19 protein-coding genes are annotated in these 21,232 nt (G+C 62.0%); 10 read left to right on the plus strand and 9 right to left on the minus strand.

What is annotated here, in order from left to right:
• Positions 1–9: 9 nt before the first annotated feature.
• From X771_RS139665 to X771_RS139655, 3 genes are all read right to left on the minus strand, one after another.
• A complete protein-coding gene (locus X771_RS139665; RefSeq protein WP_023689978.1) occupies positions 10–1,101 on the minus strand; it encodes an acyltransferase in 1,092 nt (363 codons plus the stop codon).
• 177 nt (positions 1,102–1,278) lie between these two features.
• Positions 1,279–2,502 (minus strand): polysaccharide biosynthesis/export family protein, encoded by a 1,224-nt coding sequence (locus X771_RS139660; RefSeq protein WP_023689979.1) that lies wholly within the window; start codon positions 2,500–2,502, stop codon positions 1,279–1,281.
• Positions 2,503–2,719: 217 nt separating this feature from the next.
• Positions 2,720–3,397: a sugar transferase gene (locus tag X771_RS139655; RefSeq protein WP_023668816.1), complete on the minus strand. Its 678-nt coding sequence runs from the start codon at positions 3,395–3,397 to the stop codon at positions 2,720–2,722.
• Positions 3,398–4,004: 607 nt separating this feature from the next.
• Here X771_RS139655 and X771_RS139650 point away from each other — a divergent pair.
• Complete coding sequence (locus X771_RS139650; protein ID WP_023668815.1) at positions 4,005–4,277, plus strand: hypothetical protein; 273 nt, start codon at positions 4,005–4,007, stop codon at positions 4,275–4,277.
• Between the two features lie 47 nt (positions 4,278–4,324).
• Here the strand turns inward: X771_RS139650 and X771_RS139645 are convergent, their stop codons facing one another.
• The 6 genes from X771_RS139645 to X771_RS1000000167420 all read right to left on the minus strand — a co-directional run bounded on the left by X771_RS139645 (position 4,325) and on the right by X771_RS1000000167420 (position 10,049).
• A complete protein-coding gene (locus X771_RS139645; RefSeq protein ID WP_023689981.1) occupies positions 4,325–6,160 on the minus strand; it encodes an ABC transporter ATP-binding protein in 1,836 nt (611 codons plus the stop codon).
• A gap of 5 nt (positions 6,161–6,165) precedes the next feature.
• The gene (locus tag X771_RS139640) at positions 6,166–7,143 is read right to left on the minus strand and encodes an HPr kinase (RefSeq protein WP_023689982.1); all 978 of its coding nucleotides are present in this window, start codon (positions 7,141–7,143) and stop codon (positions 6,166–6,168) included.
• Positions 7,140–9,059, minus strand: coding sequence for a lasso peptide isopeptide bond-forming cyclase (locus tag X771_RS139635; protein WP_023689983.1), 1,920 nt, complete (start codon positions 9,057–9,059; stop codon positions 7,140–7,142). The genes X771_RS139640 and X771_RS139635 overlap by 4 nt, the downstream gene beginning before the upstream one ends.
• A gap of 3 nt (positions 9,060–9,062) precedes the next feature.
• Positions 9,063–9,437, minus strand: coding sequence for a lasso peptide biosynthesis B2 protein (locus X771_RS139630; RefSeq protein WP_023689984.1), 375 nt, complete (start codon positions 9,435–9,437; stop codon positions 9,063–9,065).
• Between the two features lie 25 nt (positions 9,438–9,462).
• Complete coding sequence (locus X771_RS139625) at positions 9,463–9,732, minus strand: PqqD family protein (RefSeq protein WP_245259933.1); 270 nt, start codon at positions 9,730–9,732, stop codon at positions 9,463–9,465.
• 164 nt (positions 9,733–9,896) lie between these two features.
• Positions 9,897–10,049, minus strand: a complete 153-nt coding sequence (locus X771_RS1000000167420) for a lasso RiPP family leader peptide-containing protein (protein WP_023684233.1) — start codon at positions 10,047–10,049, stop codon at positions 9,897–9,899.
• Between the two features lie 485 nt (positions 10,050–10,534).
• Between X771_RS1000000167420 and X771_RS139615 the strand changes: the two genes are divergently transcribed.
• The 9 genes from X771_RS139615 to X771_RS139575 all read left to right on the plus strand — a co-directional run bounded on the left by X771_RS139615 (position 10,535) and on the right by X771_RS139575 (position 21,185).
• Positions 10,535–11,659 carry a nucleotidyltransferase family protein gene (locus X771_RS139615; RefSeq protein ID WP_031203173.1) on the plus strand — a complete coding sequence of 375 codons (1,125 nt, stop codon included), beginning with the start codon at positions 10,535–10,537 and terminating at the stop codon, positions 11,657–11,659.
• 145 nt (positions 11,660–11,804) lie between these two features.
• Positions 11,805–12,827, plus strand: coding sequence for a glycosyltransferase family 2 protein (locus X771_RS139610; RefSeq protein ID WP_023689987.1), 1,023 nt, complete (start codon positions 11,805–11,807; stop codon positions 12,825–12,827).
• A 127-nt stretch (positions 12,828–12,954) separates the two neighbouring features.
• Positions 12,955–13,350 (plus strand): hypothetical protein, encoded by a 396-nt coding sequence (locus tag X771_RS139605; RefSeq protein ID WP_023668807.1) that lies wholly within the window; start codon positions 12,955–12,957, stop codon positions 13,348–13,350.
• Between the two features lie 121 nt (positions 13,351–13,471).
• The gene (locus X771_RS139600) at positions 13,472–14,371 is read left to right on the plus strand and encodes a glycoside hydrolase family 16 protein (protein ID WP_023668806.1); all 900 of its coding nucleotides are present in this window, start codon (positions 13,472–13,474) and stop codon (positions 14,369–14,371) included.
• Positions 14,372–14,426: 55 nt separating this feature from the next.
• Positions 14,427–15,758, plus strand: coding sequence for a UDP-glucose/GDP-mannose dehydrogenase family protein (locus X771_RS139595; RefSeq protein ID WP_023668805.1), 1,332 nt, complete (start codon positions 14,427–14,429; stop codon positions 15,756–15,758).
• A gap of 31 nt (positions 15,759–15,789) precedes the next feature.
• Positions 15,790–16,869 carry a glycosyltransferase gene (locus X771_RS139590; protein WP_023668804.1) on the plus strand — a complete coding sequence of 360 codons (1,080 nt, stop codon included), beginning with the start codon at positions 15,790–15,792 and terminating at the stop codon, positions 16,867–16,869.
• A gap of 223 nt (positions 16,870–17,092) precedes the next feature.
• On the plus strand, positions 17,093–18,334 hold the full coding sequence (locus X771_RS139585; RefSeq protein WP_023689989.1) for a glycosyltransferase: 1,242 nt from the start codon (positions 17,093–17,095) through the stop codon (positions 18,332–18,334).
• A gap of 221 nt (positions 18,335–18,555) precedes the next feature.
• The gene (locus X771_RS139580) at positions 18,556–19,725 is read left to right on the plus strand and encodes a glycosyltransferase (RefSeq protein ID WP_023684225.1); all 1,170 of its coding nucleotides are present in this window, start codon (positions 18,556–18,558) and stop codon (positions 19,723–19,725) included.
• On the plus strand, positions 19,722–21,185 hold the full coding sequence (locus X771_RS139575) for a lipopolysaccharide biosynthesis protein (protein ID WP_023684224.1): 1,464 nt from the start codon (positions 19,722–19,724) through the stop codon (positions 21,183–21,185). The genes X771_RS139580 and X771_RS139575 overlap by 4 nt, the downstream gene beginning before the upstream one ends.
• The last annotated feature ends 47 nt before the right edge of the window (positions 21,186–21,232 follow it).

Consider the following 21,232-nt stretch of genomic DNA (forward strand, 5'->3'; position numbering starts at 1 on the left):
TTGCTTATCTCAGGCGACGGCGCGCTTGCGCAGCATCAGCCGCTGCAGGAAGCGGCGCAACGGCTCGTCATAGAGGCGCGTGGCGATGTCGGCGATGACGATGACGGAAACCGCCATGACGATGCCGAACCAGGGATGATGCGCGAACGGGTCGATCGCTGCGGCCTTGCCCGCCCCGGCGATGATCATCAGCAGCGGCGTGTGGATGATGTAGATTGGGTAGGAAATCCGCCCCAGCCAGCCATAGAGGCCTGACAGGCGCGGCGCCGTCGGCGCAATAGTGCCGACCACCACCAGCGCCGGGAAAACAAAGACGACGCAGGCGAGATCGTAGGCGACGCGCGCGCCGCCGACCGGCGCGATGGCAAAGACAACGAGCGTCAGTGCGATCGCGGCCTCTATCCACCAGCCGCGCCGCAGAAAGCCGAGCCCGCTTTGATAGCGTGTCATGGACCGGCAAAGCAGCACGCCCAGGAAGAACGAGAAACAGACGCGCGGCAGGCCGCTGATGATGGTCGATCCGGTCATGCCGAAGTCGAGGGTGCCGGCAATGATAGAGACGACCACCAGCAACACCAGGCTGACGGCAATGAGCGTGCTCAGCACGCGTTTCGTCAGCAGGAAGAAGACGGCGACATAGGCTATGTTGACGATCAGCTCGAAGAACAGCGACCACGACGCGGGGTTGAGCGGAAAGATCGTGTGATAGGCATCGCTGACCAGCGGGATGAAGAACATGCCGGTCGTCAGCATGGTGCCGATCTCGGAGATCGGCATGTATTCCGCCGGAATCAGCCGGTTCTTGACCATAAGATAGAAGAAGCCGAGCAGCGTGCCGGCGAGGTAGAGCGGGTAGAGGCGTATCAGGCGGATCGCCACGAACGTGCCGAAGCCCATGCCGTTTTCGATCTTGCGGTCATAGGCATGCGCGATGACGAAGCCGCTGAGCAGGAAGAACAGGTCGACCGCCAGATAGCTCGACGGCAGCACCTTGCCGGCGGCCAGGAACGGCGAGAAGTGGTAGAGCATGACGCTGATCGCCGCGACGCCGCGGATGGCATCGAGATTGAGGTAGACGTGGCGCGGTGCGGCGGGCTGCATGGAATGCCTTCAAGCGGTCGAAAAACGGAAGTTCCCGCCCGCACCCTGGCGCGAACGAGCCGAACTGGTTCCTCCCGCCTCCATCGCGCGGGCCTCGCCGAGCGAGCCCGAGCGCTAGAGCAATTCCGGGAAAAGTGGGAAACGGTTTTCCGTCCGGAATTGCTCCAAACAAACAGGTTACTGGCTGGCCGTCGGCGCCAGCTTCACCTTGATGACGTCGCCCGGCAGCACCGGCGTATCTTCCTTGGCGTCGATCTCGCTGGTCTTGCCGTCGGTCACGCGCACCAGCGAATAGATGAGCGCCGGCCCTTCATTGTTGTTTGTGATGGCGGCGGTCGTGGCCGGGTCCGATGCCTGGGCCATCAGGCCCTGTTGCATGTTGACCCTGAGTGCGGCTTCGTTGAGGTCTGCTTCGACCTGCTGCCGGTCGGCGGCAAGTCTCGAGTTCAACGTGTTCTGGGCATCGATGGCATCCTGCGTCGCCTTGCTGACCGACTGCTTGGCGGTGAGGATCGCCGTCTCATAGTCCAGGATCTTGCCCTGCAGATCGGTGACCGACTGTTGCGAGGAAAGCAGGCGTGCGTTGGCGACCAGGCCCTTTTGCGCCAGCGGACCGATACTGTCCGCCTGCTGCTGCGCCAAGTCGACCTGTTTTTGCTGGTTGACAATCTTTTTCTGCAGCGCCTCGATTTCGGACTGCAGGACCCCTTTCAGATCGTCAAGCGCCTGCAGCTTCAGCTTCAACGCTTTCTGGTCGGAGATCAGGATCTGCATTTCGTCGGAGACGATTGTCGCCAGGCGCGGGTCGCCCTCGACTTCCTTAGGCGCCTCGAAACTCTCCTTGCCGGCGAGATCGGCATCGAGGCGGGCACGCTTGACGATCAACCGCACGCGCTGGTCGTCATAAATGTCGAAATTGCCCTTGGCGGTGATCAGGTCCTTGCCGAGCTGGGTGCTCAAATCGGCGTTGCGCCGGATGCCGCCGGCGATGCTGATCGCCTTGAGCACGGTCAGCTCCGGCACATAGGGAAACTGGCCAGGCGTCTGGATCTCGCCCGAGATGTAGAACGGCCGGAACTGCACCATTTCCACCGAGGCTTCCGGCTTGTCCGACAAGGCAAGCTTGCGCTGCAGGGCGACGCTGATCGCGGCCGCAACTTCTGAAGTGGTCTTGCCGGCGGCCGGCAGTTCGCCGACGAACGGCACCGACAAATTGCCGGCTGGACCGACCGAATATTCGCCGTTTACCGCCGACCAGTCACGGAACGTGCCTTCCACCGTCTGCCACTCGGCGACGCGGATGTTGAGCTTGTCCTGCGAGCCGAGCCGGTACTCGTCGGCCATGGCCGGAACCGCGAGCGACAGAGCGAGGCACGTGGCGACGAGCCGTGCCGGCCGCATCGGGCCGGCAAGGCGAAAATACGCTGATATGTCTGTTTTCAACTGACGTTTCCGATCCGTTTTGGCCCCATCCGCCCGATAGGCCTGCTGCCGAGTGCCTCCTTCGGAACCTGGCAGAACACTATGGCTGCAATGCGAGACCGGCCCATCGCCGAATAGCTTTGGACCGGATTGGCTTCGGGCCGTGCCGGCCCGATTGCTGACCAGTTGCGGTCGGTCAGTAGGAACCGCGCGACATCCACACCGCGGGCACGGTCTTGAGGATGATGCGAACGTCTTCGAACAGCGACCAGTTCTCGACATAGTGACGGTCGAACGCGACGCGACTGTCATAGGAGACATCGTTGCGTCCGCTGACCTGCCAGAGCCCGGTCAGGCCCGGCCGCGACTTCAAATAATAGACCGCGGCGCTGCCGTAGATCTCAAGCTCGTCGCGCACCACCGGGCGAGGCCCGACAAGGCTCATGTCGCCCTGCAGGATGTTGATGATCTGCGGCAGCTCGTCGAGGCTGAGCTTGCGCAGAACGGCGCCGACGCGGGTGACGCGCGGATCGTTCTTCAGCTTGCGGGTCGCGATCCATTCGGCGTTGGCTTCCGGATTGGCCGCGAGATAGGCGGCCAGCACACGTTCGCCGTCTTCGACCATGGTGCGGAACTTGAGGCAGGGGAAAATCCGCCCACCGCGTCCGATGCGCTTGTGGCCGTAGAAGATCGAGCCGCCGTCGGAAAGCTTGACCAGAAGGGCCACCATCAGGAACAGCGGGCTAAGCGCCACCAGGCCGACAAGTGAACCGAAAATATCGAAACTGCGCTTCAGCAGCCCGCCGATGGGTGGCGGAAAATCTACGCCGACATGCGAAAATGCCGCATTGGCCGACTTGGCAACGTCCCTCATGCAAAAGCTCCATACGTTGAACGGATGGTTTATGCCACGATACCAAAAAAATGCTGCAGCGCAACACACAATTTCCCATATGGCTGAAATAGTCACGTCAGGAATTGACTAAATAATAAACGCTCCTTGCCCAAATTTTGCCCTTTATGGCGGGTTTGTGACGAATAATTAGCAACCGTAGGAAATGTAATGCCTTTTTTCGGCGGGTTTTGGGCAAATCGTCCTTTGCCGCAGAGGGAACGGCTTTAACTGATTTTCGAATCACTGGCTTTGCTAAATTAATCAAGTAAAATACTAATCAACATTGTAGGTTCTACTGTAGTATAAAGCGCATGACGAGTTAGGTCACCACCCCTGCGTGTGCATCGCAGCATGGCGGAGTCCAAGCCGCCGCCAAGCCGAAAATTATTGCAGGTTGCCCTTGCCGTCAGTTTCGCGCCTTAATAGAGTCGCAAATTATTCCTGATAGAGTCTGGATGGGTTGGGAAGGCCGGAAGCAACCGGCCGAAAAAGAGCAGCTAAATAAGCTCGCATGGCGAATGGGGAGATACTCGGGTGGGTAAGTCATCGCTTTTGCATGCTCGGGCCGGTTGACGGGCCGCCGAACATGTCATTACCAAAATTCGTCATTGGAATGGTTTTCGCCCTCGCGATCGTGGTCGCGTGGTCCTATGTCGACGGCGCGACGGTCACCACAACGGTGCTTCGCGTCATCGGCTGCGCTGTCCTCATCCAAATCGGTTATTTCCTGCTGGTGTATGTGATGATCGCCAGGAGCGCGCCGACATCGGCCGACAGGGCTCGCGACGCCGAAAGAAGCCTCGGCGCCGACAAGGCGGTTGAAGGCGAGAAGCTCTCGGCGAGGCGCAGCGTGCATTGAGCAGTCTGAAGCCGCAAGGTCGGCCTCGGATCATCTTGCAGCCGGACTCAGCCTGCTTCGGCCGGCTCGGGTTCCGATTGCTCGCCTGAAAGCATTTTCGACAGGCGGCTGCCGGCCTTCGCTTTCAACCTCTGATATTGCCCCACTTCGACGATTCGTCCGTTTTCGACTGCAACCACCCAGTCGGCGAAGGCGATCATCGATGGCCTGTGCGCAATGGTCAGGATCGTCATCGATCCGCGCAAGCCGTCGATCGACTTGGCGATCAGGGATTGGTTCTGCCAGTCGAGCGCGCTGGTCGCCTCGTCGAGAATGAGCAGCGAAGGTTTGCGCAGCAGCGCGCGCGCCAGCGCGATGCGCTGGCGTTCGCCGCCCGAGAGCCGGACGCCGCGGTCGCCGACCACCGTGTCGAGCCGCAACTCCAGCCGCTCGACGAAGTCGGCGCCATGCGCAGCGCGCAGTGCAGTCCACAGCTCCGCGTCACTGGCTTGCGGCGCGGCAAGGCGCAGATTGGCGGCGATCGTATCGTGCAGCAGGAACACGTCTTGCGGCACATACGCCACCTGGTCGCGCCAGCGCCGGCGATTGGCCGCGCCGATCTCGACGCCATCGGCCAGGATCTTGCCCTCGCTCGGTTCGAGCAGGCCAAGCAGCATGTCGGCAAGCGTGCTCTTGCCCGATCCTGACGGACCGATCAGCGCCGTTACCTTGCCGGCGGGAAGGCCAAAGGTCACATCGCTCACCACCGGCTTGCCGCCGGCCTCATAGACAAAGGAGACATTGCGGATGTTGAGCCCGACATCGAGCGACAGCTTGGCATCCGATTCGAGGTTTGCCGGCTCGCGTTCGGCATCGAAACGCGCCTGCATGTCGCGCATCGAGGCATAGGCCGGCAGATTGATCAGCACCTGCTGCGCCTGCATCTGCATGTCCATGAAACGCGGCGCGATGCGCATGAACACCAGAAGCAAGACTACGATCTCGGCCAGTGAGAGGTTGAAGCGGACCAGGGCGACATAGATGAACAGGCTCAGACCAATGACGCTGGCGACCTGGAACAGCGCGGTGCCGATGGTGCTGTTGCGCACATAGTTGATGTTGTCGGCCTTCATCTTCTCCAGCGTCGCCCGAAGCTGCGCGTAATAGGTCGCCTCGACATTCAGGCTCTTGGCCACCTTGATGCCGCCGAGGAACTCCGAGACCGTTCGGTACTGCTCCTGGCGATTGCTGGTCAAAACCCGGCCGAAGGCGCTGGCTCGTGCCCGAAACGGCTGCAGTGCCAGGAAGGTGACGATGCCGACGACAATGGCAAACGCCGTCATCACTGTCGAAATGAACAGCGACACAACGAGATAACCCGCCAGAAGCACGGCGATCTGCACCAGCATCAGCAGCGAGAACGCCGCCGACTGCACGCGGTCGATATCGCCGGTCAGCGCATGGTCGAGATCGGAGCTGCGCATGCGCGCGAATATCCCCCACCGCGCCTTGCCGATGCTCTCGAACAGGTTCATGCGCAGGCGATTGATGAAGTCGAGCAGCAGCCGCGCCATGTAGACGGATTTATAGCGGTTGAACGCTGCCTGCAGCGCGACAAGCCCGACCAGCAGGCAAAGCACCGTGGTCAATTGCAGCGTTCCGTCCGGAGCCAGCCAGCGCACCCAGTCGCGGTCAGGCAACCTGACCGCGAAATTCTGCTCGGGTCGCCCGACCAGATGCAGCAGCGGCACCAGAAGCAGGATCGAGATGCCTTCGGTCAGGCTTCCCAGGATCAGGAACAGCAATGCCGTGAAGGTCCTGCGCCCGCCGATCCGGGCCATGGCGGCGCCGAAGCCGGCGACATCGCGGTAAAACGAAAAGCGCAGGATCTGCGATGCGGACATGTCAGTCACCGCGGCCCTTTGTCGGCCGCCAGATCGTTTTCGATCAGGGCGACGGCTTCGCCGATACGGTCGAGCCCGGTGGGCACTTCGAGGCGACAGACGCCGATCTGGCTGGCCAGGGCGGCGCATTGGCGAAGATGTGTCGTGGCAAAATCGCCGACCAGGGCTGGACGGCCGAAACGCGTCACATAGGAAAACTTGATGATTGCCGGCAGGGCGCCGATGCCTGGCAGCGGCGTGATCGCTGCCTTGTCGCTGCGCTCGAGGATATAGATCCGGGTCGCCGGCACCGCGTCTGCCGCAAATCCGGCGTGCAGGCGGTGCTGCATCTTGTCGATCGCCGCATGCACCTGCGGGCGTATCTCTGCCTGGCGGATGGGAAACGCGGCGGCGGCATCGGCGGCGAGCTTCAACTGCGGAAAACCCGGAACGATCATCGGCCGGTCCCTGAGATCGAGCGCCACGACATCGTCGGTCAGCAATCGATGCCCGGCACGGATCATCGCGCTCGCCGTCGTCGATTTGCCGGCGCCCTTGTCGCCCATGAAGACCGCGCTCTTGCCGCCGACCGCAATGGCGCTGGCGTGCAGGATGAGCAGGCCGCGCTGGTGCAGGAGCAGTGCCATGACCGGACCGAGCAGCGGAAACGCCAGCAGCGCGTCGTCGACATCAGGCGCCGGCTCCACCTCGATGCGGCAGGCATCGGTAATCAGGAAGGCGCCGACCGTCTGCCATGCCAGATATTGCTGCCGCGCCTCGAAGCGGAAAGCAGTTCCGGTCTCGGGCGAGGGTTTTGGCAAGTCGATCGGGCCGACTGCAATCACCACATCGACCGCCGCCGGCGCGCTCGGCTCCAGCTCGGGCAATTCGACCTGCGAACCGATCGTCAGGCCATAAGCCCTGTAGAAGCGTTGCGCGCGAGCCTTGGGATGGCCGGCATCGCGGATCGCATCGGCGGTGAGTGGCATGTTGGCCAGTGTCATGCTTGGCTCCCGCGCTGTTGCACCTGCCTTAGCCACAGCGACAACGCGATCGAACGCCAGACATACTGGACATCGGGCAGGGTGGCTTCGTCCGGTTGCCGCGAGATGCGGCCATAGGCGGCTGTCACTTCGGGCAAATTGACATAGGGCGCGATCAGCGCCGCATCCGCTACCAGCACCTTGTCGAGGAGATCACGGTGATTGCCGAGCATGCCTTTGACCAGGTTCGAGGTGAAATCGATCTTGTCGCGCCGCCACTGCACCGCCGGCGGCAGGATACCTTCCATGGCGCGGCGCAGCACCGAGCGGCCAAAGCCCTGGTTCAGCTTTTCCGCGCCGGGCAGCGCCAGGCAGAACTCGACCAGCGGCTTGTCCCAGAAGGGGTAGCGCGGCTCGACGCCGAAATTGGCGGCGGCCTTGTCGAGAACCTCGAAGGCGTGCGGCACCATGCCGTTCGACAGCAGCCAGCGATGGGTCAAGGTCTCGCTGGCGCTGACCGCGGGCGGCATATAGCCGGCCCTGCGGAACCGTTCGACGAGGTCGGTACGCATCGCCAGGTCCGGATTGATCAGGGCGCGCCAGCTCGTCGCCGGCCGCCCAGTGGGATGGCGCCGCAATTTGCCAAGCACGCGGTTCGCGAACCGCTTGATTCTCGCGATGCGCCAGGCCGGCCCGTAAAGGGTAAGGAACTGGTAGTAGAGGCCGAGCATGCCATCGCCATAGGTGTTGGAGGCGCTGCGCAGCTCGCGCCACAGCTCCATCCATTTGCCGGCGTCGGCGAGTTCGTGCAGATGGCCGTGGCCTTGCGAAACCACCTCGTCGCCACCATGGCCGTCCAGCAGCACCTTCATGCCCTTGGCGCCGGCCGTCCTGTAGATGTCGCGGGTCAGCGACAGGCCGGGGGCCAGGAACGTTTCTTCCTGCTCTTCCAGAATGCGTTCGAATTCCGCGAAGGGCGCGTAGTTGCCGACGGAAATCAAAGTGCCGTCGACCTTCTCCTGTCCAAGCACTGCCTCGATGAAAGGCCGCTCGTCCATCGGCGAACCCCTTTCGAACACCAGCGAGAAGGTCGGCAGCCTCGGCTTGCGCTGCGCGGCATTCTGAAGGCCCGCCACGCAGGCGATCGAGGAGGAATCGAGGCCTCCGCTCAGCATCGCCCCGACCGCCCGCGTGCCGCGCATGCGGTTGCGGACCGATTGCGAAAACAAATGCCGGAATTCCTCGGCCGTATCCGATCGCATCGGCCTTGGCGAGGGTTCGATCTGCCAGTAGCGGCGCAACACCACCTGGTTCCCGGTCACCGTCAGGCTATGGCGCGCGGGCAGACGGAAGATATCGGCATAGGCAGTCGATTGCGGATCGTCGGGCAGCCCGGCGAGGAAGCCGGAAATCTGGTGTTCGCTGATGCGCATGTCGACGCCGCCGACATCGAGGATCGGCCCGATCTCCGAGGCAAAGACGAAACGCCGGTCGCTCGAATGGTAGTAGAAGGGTTTGACGCCGAAATGATCGCGCACGCAAAACAGCTTCTGGCGCTCGGCGTCCCAGATGGCAAAGGCGAAGTCGCCCTGGAGATATTCGGGACAGGCTTCGCCCCAGCGCAGATAGGCGCGCATCACAAGCACGGCGTCGGCAACCGAATTGTCCCGGATGCCGAGCCTGGCCAGCAATTCGTCGCGATTGTCCAGCCGGCAGTCCGCGGTGATTGCGAGCTTGCCGCCGGCCATGGTCAGCGGGCCGGGGCCGGCTTCATCGGTGGTGTTGAGCCAGGCGTGGCCAAGAACGACGCCCTCGTCGATCCACCACGAACTGCCGTCAGGCGCGCGATGCTGCATGCGGGCAAGCATGCGCTGGATGTCGGCCGCGGCGGCCTGCCTGCCTTCCTGCCTCAGCAGAATTCCGGCGACGCCGCTCATCGCTCACTGGCCGTGGTCGACGAGATGGTTAAACCTGCCAAGCGAGCCGCCGAGCACGATGTGGTCACCGCTGACCAGCCAGGCATGCGCCTTCAACTCGGTGCCGGTGTCGCGCTCGATGCCGATGCGGATTTTTGAGGCGTTGCCCTGGCGGGCAAGCAAATACTGGCCGGAAAGCGCTTGGGTCAGACAGCTTGCGCCAGGCACCAGGCGGGCAGCCGCAGCCACGCCCCAGGCGACACGCCTGAGATCGCCGATGTCGGCTGGTTCGCGCGCGTCGAGCCGGGTCACCACGCGGCGCACTTTGTTGTAGGAAAGCAGCGTCAGCCCCAGCCGCACCGCCACGACCACCGCAAGGCAGTGGGCGAGAAAGAGCATCTCCGGCCCGCTCAGTGAGAAAGCTCTAGACAAGTTCCTCATCATGGAGCCTCGCAAGCCCGGCGTCCGCCAAGCCCTTCAACAATCCATCGACATCGGCCTTGCAGCGTTCCGGATCGACATTGTAGCGATCCAGCACGGCGCTGCGGATTTCGGAAATCGGCCGCGGCTCCTGGATCAGCTCCCAGATATAGGCGCCGACGCTGTTCAGGCTGTAATAGATGTTGGACCTCATATCGAGCAGCGCCAGGCCGTTGCCGAATTCGCAGGCCACGGCATCCTTGCTCGCGCTCATCCGATCGTGGTCCGTGGGGTTCCAGTCCATTCCTAAACCTCGCTCACAACACCAACGCTTCGGCAATTCCGGACAAAGACGCGAGAGCCGGGGTTTGACCCCCGACTCTCCTTAGTGCGCTCTGTTTGCAGAGTCCGGACTTTGTCACCCCAACGAGAGAAGACTCAGGAGAAGGTGAGTTCGCCGACCGGCGTATGTGCCGGAAACGAGGCGTCGAGTGCCGTAGTACCGCTACCGCCTTGCGTGATGGTCTCGATCGAGCCGTGGACCGTCAGGCTAGGGGTTTCGTACTCATGCTTTTCAACATTCTGTTCCAATTTACTCTCCACTTGTGGACTGGAAGCGGCCTGTCGATTGCCGGCAGCGAGCTATTGCTGCACCGCAATAGCTGCATGGCAGCATTTATGAGTCAAGCCTGATTTACCCGCCGTTAATCAATTCCCGGTTGCGGTTGCCTTCAATGGTGATCAAAACCGCTTGCATTTTCACAGCCTAGGCGATTTCAGCGCAGTGTCCGTGGTGCTTAACTAAGCAACTGATTTTATTACATTAAATTTTCTAGTCGATGCTCGTCATTTGGGGCGCCGGCGCGTTCCCACAAGATTGTTGCTGACGTGTCGGCAGAGGCTCCGATCAGGCGACGCCTTGCATCACGTTGTACGACTGTGTCGCCAGACGTCCAGGTTGCAGGAAAATTGTCTCCAAAGGAAAAACTGGACGCGGCGCATGAATTTGGCGATGCTTTGCTTCGCAGTTGCAATATAACGCGCCTGGCGAATTTTTTGCGGAGATGCTGCAGCATATGGCATTGCAGGAAGGGACCTTCGAAAGGTTGCGCGCCGCTGGCTGCGCCGACGAAGTGGCCTATGTGCAGGCTTGTCTGCGGCTGTTCTTCGCCTCCAGGGCGAGCCCCAGCGCCGCGCCTGCACCGGCCATCTCCGTTGCCGATGTTTGCGATATCGCCAGGCTAAACAAGGTCGCCACCTTCATGCTGCAGGCGCTGTCGCGCCCACCGGCGGGCGAGACGCCGCCGGGATTGCTCGAGTGGCTCGACACTTATCGCCGGCGCACGATTGCGATGAACTCGTCCGGCATCATGGATTCGATGGCCATCGACAAGGCGCTGCGCGGCAGCAGCATCGATTTCGTCTTCCTGAAGGGCCCCCTCCAGCAGCAACTGCTCTATGGCGACCATTTCATGAAGCCGTCCGGAGATGTCGACATATTGGTGTCGCCGGCCGGCTTCTTTAGAGCTCGTGATGCGCTGCGCTCGATCGGCTACGAGGTCGCCGGCAAGTCCCGCTCCGTCTGGTGGGTGCGCTTTCTGGGCGAGCAGCACATGGTTCGCAGCCAGGGTCAGAAATTGTCCACCGTCGATCTCCATTACCGGCTCCAGCAGCCGGGATCGCCCAGCCCGCGCGATACGGAAGGGTTCCTGCGCCGCAAGCGCGCGCTTGCGATCGCCGGCTCCAGCGTGCCGTTCATCTCGGCCTCCGACACTTTGCTTCTGTCCTGCATCAGTGTCGCAAAGGCGCTGTTCAACCGCGAGCCATGCGCGGGCTATGTCTGCGATATCCGGGCCGCTGCCAGTCGGCTGAGCGAGGCCGAGCAGCAGACTGTGCTCGACTACGCGGCCGAGCAGGGGCTGGCCGACACCCTGCTGCTGGGCCTGCGCGCCGCCGATGTGCTGCTTGGTGGCGCCGGCACGCTGCTGTCGGATCGGGCCACCAGGATCCTGTCACGCATCGGCAATGAAGACCTGTTCCACATGGTCATCGCGCCGTGGCTGTCGTCGCTCAGATGGCCGCAACGGCGCACCGTTTTGTGGGAATTGTGCGGCCGCGAACCTGTCCGCTACCTGACCGAGGCCGGCTGGGCCGCGTCAGCCGACCTCAGCCGGCGGATTTTCGAGCGGGAAAGCCGGTGACGATGAGGGTCGTCATGCAGCAGGCAGAAAACGTTCCGTCCCGATCCGCTGGGGATGGATCATGGGAGGATGGATCGGGGTCCGGCGCCGCGCGCCGGGAGGGCGAGGGGCCTCGCGACACTTTACGCAATCGAAAGGCCATCCTATGTCCATGACAGAATCCCGGGTCTGCGTGATCATCGCGGCGCGCAACGCGGCCCGGACCATTCCCGCAGCCATCGCCTCGGCGCTGCGCGAGCCGGAGGTGGCGGAAGTCGTCGTCGTCGACGACGCCTCCACCGACGACACCGCAAAAGTGGCCAGCGCTGCCGACGATGGCAGCGGCCGGCTTTCGGTCATCCGGCTCGACGCCAATCGCGGCCCGTCCTTCGCCCGCAATACCGCCATTGCCGGGTCGAAATCACCTTTCATCAGCATTCTCGACGCCGACGATTTCTTCCTTCAGGGACGGTTTCGCCAGCTGTTTGCCAGCGCCGACTGGGATTTCGCCGCCGACAACATCATGCTGATCCGTGACGATACGGCGACCGATGTCTCGAAGATCGTCGCCCCGTCCTTTTCGGCGGACCCGGAATTCCTCGACTTCGAGCGATTCATCGAGGGCAACATCTCCAGACGGCGTGTCCAGCGCGGCGAACTCGGCTTTCTCAAGCCGGTGATATCAAGAGCTTTCCTCGACAGGCATGGGCTGCGTTACGACGAGAACCTGCGTCTCGGCGAAGATTACGAACTCTACGCTCGCGCCTTTGCCCTTGGCGCACGCTTCAAGGTCATCCGTTCCTGCGGCTATGGCGCGATCGTGCGCGCCGATTCGTTGAGCGGGCGCCACAAGACACAGGATCTGAAGCGCCTCGCCGATGCGGATCTGGCACTGCTCGAGATCGACAGCCTGCCGGAAGGCTCCAAGGCCCTGCTGCGCAAGCACGAGCGGCATGTGCGTGACAAATACCGGCTGCGCAATTTCCTCGATGTGAAGGCCGAGCGCGGCATGGCGTCTGCCGCCGCCTATGCGCTGGCCAGCCAGTCGAACTTCATTCCCATCGTTGTCGGCGTGGCCGCCGACAAGCTCGATGCGTTGTTTCGCCACGCCGGTCTGTCCCCGCGGCAGCAGCCGGTGCCGCCCTTGCGCTTCCTCATGGCCGCTACCAGCACGGCGGCGCAAAAGTAGGCTCCGCCAAGTCCGGGACGGCGGCCGCAAGGCTGAAAAAATTGCCTTTCTGAAACTCGGAGGTTGCCTACACGCCCCGACGATGGCACTGTATGTTGCGGTGCAGCAATTTTGGAAGGCCAACCGGATGGCTTCAATTTTCGGCTTCAGGTCCAGGGACCCAGCGCGCGACAAGCAGACCGATCTGGCGCGTTTCGACCGTCTGGCAAAGCTGTTGGATCAGATCACGGCCGAGATTGCGGCCGAGAAGACCGGGTTGGAGGCCCGCTACCGGTCGAAGTCCACCAACGCGGCCTTCCTGGTCGAGTCGATGGAGAACGGCTCGGCGTCGGCACGCAAGCTGTCGGAAGTCGGCGAGCTGACGAAGTCCATCCTGAACTGCGAACAGCGCATCGCCGAGCTGGTGCGCCAGACGAGCCGGATGAAGGAACTGCGTCATTCACTCGACGCGATCGTCGGCGAGGATGGCCAGAGTTCTGATTCGCACGGGGAATATGTCAAACCCGCAGGTCGCTTCGGCTGAACACGGTCACACGAGACACAGAAGAGAAAGTTCGGGGACGGAGGATCGGGATCGGCCCGTTAGCAATGTGGGCCAATCGGTGACTTTGGGTTGGGGCGGAACAGCACAAAGGTGAATTGATATGAACGCAGATCCGAAGACGACGCCCATGGCGGCAATCGATGCCATGATTTCGACGCGGCCAAATCGGCCAATGCGTCTTGTAAACCCAACGCGTCTTCTATCCGTTGGTGCGCTTCTGTTGGCGGCAGCCGCAGCTCTGCTCGGCGCCGCCCACCCCTCCCGCGCCCAGGACGCCTCCCCGGAGATGCAAAGCGCACCGTCCTTCGTCGACGATTTCAAGAGTTTCGATCGTTCGCGCTGGTATGTCTCCGACGGTTGGTCGAACGGCAATCACCAGAACTGCACCTGGTCGAAAAGCCTGGTAAAATTTTCCGACAACATGCTGACGCTCGGCTTCGAAAAGCGCAAACTGAAGGACCGCGAGTTCGCCTGCGCCGAGATCCAGACCAAGCAGCGCTTCGGCTATGGGACCTATGAAGCACGGATGAAGACCGACACCGGATCCGGTCTCAACGCCGCTTTCTTCACCTATATCGGCCCTGCCGACAAACAGCCCTGGTATGAGATCGACTTCGAGGTGCTGACCAAGGATACATCCAAGGTGCAGGTCAACAGCTACATCGCCGGCAAGCCCAAGAACGAGAAGCTGGCCGAGGTCGAAGGCGGCGCCGACAAGGGCTTCAACGACTATGCCTTTATCTGGGAAAAGGACCGGCTGCGCTGGTACGTCAACGGCAAGCTGGTCCAGGAAGTGACCAATCCCGAGCAATTGCCGACCCACTCGCAGAAGATATTCTTCAGCCTCTGGGGCAGCGACACGCTGAAAAACTGGATGGGCGCCTTTTCGGACCCCGGCCGCCAGGTGACGATGCAGGTGCAGCGCGTCGCCTTCACCGCGCTCGGCCAGCCGTGCCAGTTTCCGGAATCGCTGGCATGCAGTGTAAGCAGCATAAAGTAGATCTGAACCGGCCCGGCTATATAAGGCCAAAGGGCGTGAACAGGAATTAACCCGAATGAATTTGACGGTCTTTGGAATTGGCTATGTCGGTCTCGTGCAGGCCGCGGTGCTGGCGGAGGTCGGGCACCAGGTGGTGTGCGTCGATGTCGATGAAAAGAAGGTCGAGCGGCTCAACCAGGGCCTGGTGCCGATTTTCGAACCGGGACTGGAGGCCCTGGTCAAGGAGAACCACGCCGCCGGCCGCATCAAGTTCACCACCGATGCCGCCGCCGGCGTCAAGCATGGCGAGATCCAGATGATTGCGGTCGGCACGCCACCCGGCGAAGATGGTTCGGCCGACCTCAAATATGTGCTGGCGGTGGCCGAGACCATCGGCCGCGAAATGGACGGTCCCAAGATCGTCGTCGGCAAGTCGACCGTGCCGGTCGGCACCTGCGAAAAGGTGAAGGCCAAAATCGCCGCGACGCTGAAGGCGCGCGGGCGCCAGGACCTGGCTTTCGACGTCGCTTCCAATCCTGAGTTCCTCAAGGAGGGTTCCGCCGTCGCCGACTGCATGAAGCCTGACCGCATCATTGTCGGCACCAACAGCGAGGGCACCGAGGCGGTGATGCGGGAGCTCTACGCGCCGTTCAACCGCAACCACGAGAAGATGATCGTGATGGACGTGCGCAGCGCCGAATTCACGAAGTACGCCGCCAACTGCATGCTGGCGACCAAGATCTCCTTCATGAACGAAATGGCCAATCTGGCCGAGCAGCTCGGCGCCGACATCGAGGAGGTACGCAAGGGCATCGGCTCGGATCCGCGCATCGGCTACCACTTCATCTATCCCGGCCTCGGCTATGGCGGTTCGTGCTTTCCCAAGGATGTCCGCGCGCTGATCAAGACCGCCGAAGGTGTCAAGTTCGACGCCAAGCTGCTGCGCGCCGTGGAGGAGCGCAACAATGCCCAGAAGTCGGTGCTGTTCGACAAGGTGCACCGTTATTTCAAGGGCAGTCTCAAGGGCAAGACCTTCGCGCTCTGGGGCCTCGCCTTCAAGCCCAACACCGACGACATGCGCGAGGCGCCGGCGCGCGTCCTGATGGAGGCGCTGTGGCAGGCCGGCGCCAATGTGCAGGCCTACGACCCCGAGGCGATGCAGGAATGCCAGGCCATCTACGGCCTGCGCGACGACCTTTTGTTGTGCGGCACCAAGGAGGCGGCACTGCGCGGCGCCGACGCGTTGCTGATCGCCACCGAATGGAAGAGTTTCCGCGCCCCGTCCTTCGACGCGGTGAAGGATGCCCTGACCACGCCGGTCATCTTCGATGGCCGTAACCTCTATGATCCCAAGGTCATCGCCCGTCACGGCATCGAGTATTTCTCGATCGGCAGGATGGCGGCGTGAAGGCAGGGCGGCACAACGCGGAGCCAGGTTCATGAAAGTTCTGTTTGCAGGCGGCACCGGCTACACGCCGCAATTCAGCGGGGGCGTCCAGTCGAGCACCCACCACCTGGTCGAGCAATTGCGCGAAAACGGTCACGAGGCATCCGTTCTGGCAGCCCTGTTCGGCGACGGCATGTTCGGCTTCAGGGCGCGCGCCAAGATGAAGCTCCTTCGTCAGCGCGCGGTCATCGACAATTTCCCGGGCTATCCGGTTGTACGGGCGTGGTTCCCCTGGGAAGCGGCCGACTTCGCCGTCAAAAAGTTGAGGCCGGATGTCGCGGTCGTGCAGTGCCACAATTCGGTGCCGATCGGCAGAGAGCTGCAGAGGCTTGGCGTGCCGCTGACCGTCTATCTGAGGAATGTCGAATTCGACGAATTGGCCGGCGATCTGCGTGAGCTCCATTCGGCGGTCTATATCGCCAACTCCGAGTTCACCGCGCGCGCCTATAAGGCAAAATTCGATATCGATTCGACGGTTATTCCGCCGACCATCAATCCCGCGTTCTACAGCACACCGACGACCGGTGAATTTGTCACGCTCATCAATCCATATGAGGAAAAAGGCTTCGATCTTGCGGTGCGCATTGCCGCCGCCTGTCCCGAGATCCCGTTCCTGTTCGTCGAAAGCTGGAAGCTCGACGACGATCATCGAGCCCGGATCGAAGCAACAATCTCTCCCCTCCAGAACGTCAAGCTGGAAAGCCGCACCAGCGACATGAAGACGGTCTACGGCCGCACGAAAATCCTGCTTGCGCCCAGCAAATGGGAAGAAGCCTGGGGCCGGGTGGCCTCGGAAGCGCATTGTAGTGGCATTCCCGTGGTCGGCTCGCGGCGCGGCGGTCTGCCGGAAGCGATCGGCGCCGGCGGCGTGGTACTGGACTACGACGCCCCGCTCGCCGACTGGGTCGCAACGATCAGGCGGCTGTGGAGCGATGAGGCCGAGTACAAGCGGCTGTCAGCGACAGCACGTCAGTTTTCGGAGCGGCGGCAAATGAACCCCGACAGCCAGTTCGCAACGTTCATGGGCGTTCTCGACCGCGCAAGACGTGTCGGTTTGGAGCGCGCAGCCTAAACGCGTCGTGTTGCATTTCAGCTGAGACGCTGCACGACCGTGGTCGCGCAAAGTTCCCGTTAGCCAGGTCCAGGCGTCGTGCGCCCGTCCGGATCACTTTTAATTGCTGCAGTGCAATATTTTGTGGCACTGCAGCAATCAACGTGTATTCTGCCTGTCTACATTAGGGCTTGTGCGATATGGACCGCTTGGTCCGAGCAAGCCCCAACCTTATGGGCGGGTCATGCGCGTGGGCTTTGTCGTCGGCGAATTCCCTCTGCTTTCGGAAACCTTCGTCGTGGACCAGATGGCTGGGCTGCTGGCGCGGGGCTTTCAGGTCGAAGTGGTCTGCGAAAAGATGCAAGGTGACCACCGAATTGACCGGCAAAGCGAGCCGATGGCGACGCTGCTCGCCAGAACCCGACATTGGTGGCGATGGGCCGCTGTAATCAGCAAATTTGTACAGCGTCTGCCGCCGCGTCTGCGATACAAGGCCTCGACCGTTCTCGACATCGCCTTTGCACGCCGCCTGAACCGCTGCGACGTGATTGTCGCCCACTTCGGACAGAACGGCGAGAGAGCAGCCGCACTGAAGAAATGGAAGGTGCTCAAACCACCGATCATAACCATCTTTCACGGCGCGGACGTGGCGATCCCGGCGCGGCAGGCAGTGCTCGCGACACAATATGCCGGGCTGACCAAGCATGGGACCCTGAACCTGCCCGTCAACGATTACTTCCGCACGATGCTGCTGGAAGCCGGCCTGTCCCAGGCGAGCACGACGGTCCACCATATGGGAATTGACACCCGCGAAATCGGCTATCGCTGGGAATCGTGGGAAGGCACCCAACTGGTCGTGACGACGGTTTGCCGCCTGGTCGAAAAGAAAGGCGTCGAGTTCGCCTTGCGAGCCCTGGCCTCCCTCAAGGCCTCCCAGCCGCAGCTAGACTGGCGTTACGACATTGTTGGCGACGGTCCTCTGCGGATGAATCTGGAGAAGCTGGCCGTAGAGCTGGGCTTGGCTGGTCGCGTAACATTCCTCGGCAGCCTCCCTCACGCAGAGGTGAAAAGACGGCTTCGCATGGCGCATCTCTTTTTGCTGCCAAGTATCACTGCCAGCGACGGGGATATGGAAGGCATTCCGGTCGCGCTCATGGAGGCCATGGCCGCCGGATTGATTGCGGTCAGCACGTATCATTCGGGAATCCCGGAGCTCATCAAGGATGGGGAGACGGGGTTGCTTGCGCCCGAGCGAGATATTTCAGCGCTTGCCGGCAAGCTTGCCTGGGCCGCGGAGCACCCGACCGAATGCGAGCGTATCGCGCTTGCCGCACGCCGCAAAGTCGAGGAGGACTTCAACGCAGATGTTCTGAATGAACGTTTTGCGCAGATCGTTACCCAACTGGCCACATCGAGCCCTGCGCATGCACCCACCGGTCATGTCGGCGTTTCCGAGGGCTTGGCGGATCCTTCATCTGCCGGCTGACACTGCTCCTCTGCGTTTGATCGGCAGGCACGCCAAGCTGAGGGAAATCTTGCTACACTGCACCAAAAATGTTGCAGTGCAGCAAGACCTGTACTAACGTTCCTGCGGGTGGGCCAACAGCGGTAGAGTTCCATGCTGCATGTCTTGTGCTTCCGCCACCCTGTCTTCGGCCCGGCTTTTGTCAAAGGGACACCGGCTCCCCGGACGAGCGCATCCTGCCGATGAAGATCTGCTTTGTAGTCGACAAGTTTCCCTCATTGTCCGAAACCTTTGTTCTCGACCAGATAGCCGGATGCCTTGAGCGCGGCATGGAAGTCGGCGTCGTCTGCAACGAGACGTCCTTCGGCAGGGACAGCAACATCGATGATCCGCGCTGGCAGGCGTTGCCAGGAAAGGTCGTATGCTGGTGGGGTGGCCTGGGTCGCTATCGCCCGCTGCTCAGGAAGTGGTCCGGCAGGTTCTGGGACAAGCTCTCGACCGCCATCGACATTGCTCATGCGCGAAAACTGCAGGGCGCCGACGTCATCGTTGCCCATTTCGGCAACAACGGCATGCGCGTGGCCCGCGCCATCAAGCGCGGGAGGATTTCCGCTCCCCTGGTGACGATATTTCACGGCCGTGATGTCGGCGAACCGCTGCATGACAATACGCTCGCGCGCTACAAGATTGTGTTCGAAAAGGGCGTTCTTCAACTGCCGGTGAATGCGTTTTTCCGCGATGCCTTGATTGAGGTCGGTGCATCGCCGGAGCAGGTTGTGGTTCACCATATGGGGGTGCGGCCGAGTGACATCGACTATCGGTGGCGTTCATGGGAGCAGGCTACGCTGTCTTTCATCTCGGTCTGCCGCCTGACTGAAAAGAAGGGCATCGAATATGCGCTTCGCGCGCTTGCTGGCCTGCCGCGGCGAGACTGGATCTACTCGGTGATCGGCGGCGGAGAACTTCTCGAGGAGCTGAAGGGGATCGCCGCAGAGCTCGGCATTGCCGACAGGGTGAATTTTCTTGGGCCCCGGCCGCACAGCGAAGTCAAACAGCGTCTGCGCGATGCGCATGTGTTCCTGCTGCCCAGCGTCGGCGCCCGCGATGGCGATCTGGAAGGCATTCCGGTTTCGCTGATGGAAGCGATGGCCGCCGGCCTGACGGTGGTCAGCACATATCATTCCGGGATCCCTGAACTGATCGACGATCACAAGACGGGTTTTCTCGTGGCTGAGCGGGACGTTGCGGCGCTGACCGGAAAGCTTGCCTGGATCGCCGAGAATCCGAAGCCGTGTGAAGAGATCGCTCTCGCGGCGCGCAAGAAGATCGAGGCCGAGTTCAACTCCGATCTGCTGAACCAACATTTCGTGGAAATCGCCATGCGGCTTGGCGAAACGAGGTCGCTTGCATGAACGCCAATCCGCCCCCCCAGTTCGGTCGTGTCGCCCTGCGCGGCGGGCTGGTAACCATCGGCGCCCAGGGCTTCAAGATGGCGATCCAGTTTCTCTCCGTCATCGTGCTGGCCCGTCTGCTCGTCCCCGAGGATTTCGGTCTGGTGGCTTCCGTCGGGCCGATCGTGGCCTTCGTCGGGCTGCTTCAGAATCTGGGCCTGCAGCAGGCTGTGGTTCAGCGCAAGGACATCAGCAACCAGCAGCTCAACCAGGTGTTCTGGATCAGCGCGCTCGTCGGGCTGGGTAGTGCCGTGGTAGTGGCCGGCCTGGCGCCTGCCATCGCCGCGTTCTATGGCGATCAACGTATGTCCGGCATCACCCTTGGCTCCGCCCTGCCGCTGCTTCTCGGCAGTCTCGCCGCAGTGCCGCTGGCGTTGATGAACCGGCACCTGCAGTTCGGCCAGCTCGCACTGAACGACGTGATAAGCGCCGCCGCCGGACTTCTGGCCGCCGCAATCGCGGCCTATGCGGGGTTGGGCTACTGGTCGCTGGTCATCGGCCCGGCGGTTTCGGCAGCTATCGCCCTGGCTGCCGCCTGGCTGGTGGCGCGTTGGACGCCTTTGCGGCCGGACCTGAAGGTCGATGCCGATATATTGTCGTTCGGCGCCAACCTGACCGGCTTCAACCTCGCCAACTTCTTCTCGCGCAATCTCGACAACATTCTCATCGGAAAATATTCCGGTGCGATCGAACTCGGCTATTACGACCGCGCCTACAAGCTCCTGTTGTTCCCGCTGCAGAACATCAACCAGCCGCTGACACGGGTTATGGTGCCGCTGCTCAGCCGCATCCACGATGACAAGGCCCGCTTTCGCGATATCTATGTGCGCACCAACTGGATGCTGGCGGCCGTTACCATGCCGGGCATCGCGGCGCTGACGCTGACCTCCAATCAGATCGTCGGACTTCTCTTCGGCGCGGGCTGGGCACCGGTCGCACCGATCTTTGCCTGGCTGGGCATCGCCAGCCTGGTCCAGTCCGTTTCAAGCACGACGGGATGGATATTCATCTGTCAGGGCAAGACGAAGACCATGTTCCATTGGGGCATCTATTCGTCGCTGACGACCGTCGCTGCCTTCGTCGTCGGCCTGCACTGGGGCGCCGTCGGCGTTGCCGCGGCCTATGCCATCAGCGGTTACGTGCTGCGCGTTCCCGTGCTGGCGCTACTGGTCCATCGCGTCGGTCCGGTGACCGCCGCCGACTTCCTGCTCATGCAGGGGCTTTTCATCGCCTCGTCCCTGCTTGCCTGGTTCCTGTACCTGTGGTTGCCGGCGTCTCTAACGGGCCAGTCAGACCTGCTCGCGGTCTTTTTGGCGCTTGCCCTCAACTACGGCATCGGTCTCGTTTTCATGCTTGCCGTCCCGCAGTCGCGACGCGCTTTGTTCACCACCCTGTCCAACGCCGCGCGCAATATCCGCTGAGCGGCCGGCGATCAGCGGCGCCAGCAGGTTTGTGGCCGACATTGCCG

Source organism: Mesorhizobium sp. LSJC269B00, from assembly GCF_000502815.1.
Classification (GTDB): Bacteria; Pseudomonadota; Alphaproteobacteria; order Rhizobiales; family Rhizobiaceae; genus Mesorhizobium.

Excerpts from the sequence above, each read along its gene's own strand:
- X771_RS139665 (WP_023689978.1), bottom strand. The coding sequence starts at position 1,101 with ATGCAGCCCGCCGCACCGCGCCACGTCTACCTCAATCTCGATGCCATC.
- X771_RS139660 (WP_023689979.1), bottom strand. The coding sequence starts at position 2,502 with ATGCGGCCGGCACGGCTCGTCGCCACGTGCCTCGCTCTGTCGCTCGCG.
- X771_RS139655 (WP_023668816.1), bottom strand. The coding sequence starts at position 3,397 with ATGAGGGACGTTGCCAAGTCGGCCAATGCGGCATTTTCGCATGTCGGC.
- X771_RS139650 (WP_023668815.1), top strand. The coding sequence starts at position 4,005 with ATGTCATTACCAAAATTCGTCATTGGAATGGTTTTCGCCCTCGCGATC.
- X771_RS139645 (WP_023689981.1), bottom strand. The coding sequence starts at position 6,160 with ATGTCCGCATCGCAGATCCTGCGCTTTTCGTTTTACCGCGATGTCGCC.
- X771_RS139640 (WP_023689982.1), bottom strand. The coding sequence starts at position 7,143 with ATGACACTGGCCAACATGCCACTCACCGCCGATGCGATCCGCGATGCC.
- X771_RS139635 (WP_023689983.1), bottom strand. The coding sequence starts at position 9,059 with ATGAGCGGCGTCGCCGGAATTCTGCTGAGGCAGGAAGGCAGGCAGGCC.
- X771_RS139630 (WP_023689984.1), bottom strand. The coding sequence starts at position 9,437 with ATGCTCTTTCTCGCCCACTGCCTTGCGGTGGTCGTGGCGGTGCGGCTG.
- X771_RS139625 (WP_245259933.1), bottom strand. The coding sequence starts at position 9,732 with ATGAGCGCGAGCAAGGATGCCGTGGCCTGCGAATTCGGCAACGGCCTG.
- X771_RS139615 (WP_031203173.1), top strand. The coding sequence starts at position 10,535 with ATGGCATTGCAGGAAGGGACCTTCGAAAGGTTGCGCGCCGCTGGCTGC.
- X771_RS139610 (WP_023689987.1), top strand. The coding sequence starts at position 11,805 with ATGTCCATGACAGAATCCCGGGTCTGCGTGATCATCGCGGCGCGCAAC.
- X771_RS139605 (WP_023668807.1), top strand. The coding sequence starts at position 12,955 with ATGGCTTCAATTTTCGGCTTCAGGTCCAGGGACCCAGCGCGCGACAAG.
- X771_RS139600 (WP_023668806.1), top strand. The coding sequence starts at position 13,472 with ATGAACGCAGATCCGAAGACGACGCCCATGGCGGCAATCGATGCCATG.
- X771_RS139595 (WP_023668805.1), top strand. The coding sequence starts at position 14,427 with ATGAATTTGACGGTCTTTGGAATTGGCTATGTCGGTCTCGTGCAGGCC.
- X771_RS139590 (WP_023668804.1), top strand. The coding sequence starts at position 15,790 with ATGAAAGTTCTGTTTGCAGGCGGCACCGGCTACACGCCGCAATTCAGC.
- X771_RS139585 (WP_023689989.1), top strand. The coding sequence starts at position 17,093 with ATGCGCGTGGGCTTTGTCGTCGGCGAATTCCCTCTGCTTTCGGAAACC.
- X771_RS139580 (WP_023684225.1), top strand. The coding sequence starts at position 18,556 with ATGAAGATCTGCTTTGTAGTCGACAAGTTTCCCTCATTGTCCGAAACC.
- X771_RS139575 (WP_023684224.1), top strand. The coding sequence starts at position 19,722 with ATGAACGCCAATCCGCCCCCCCAGTTCGGTCGTGTCGCCCTGCGCGGC.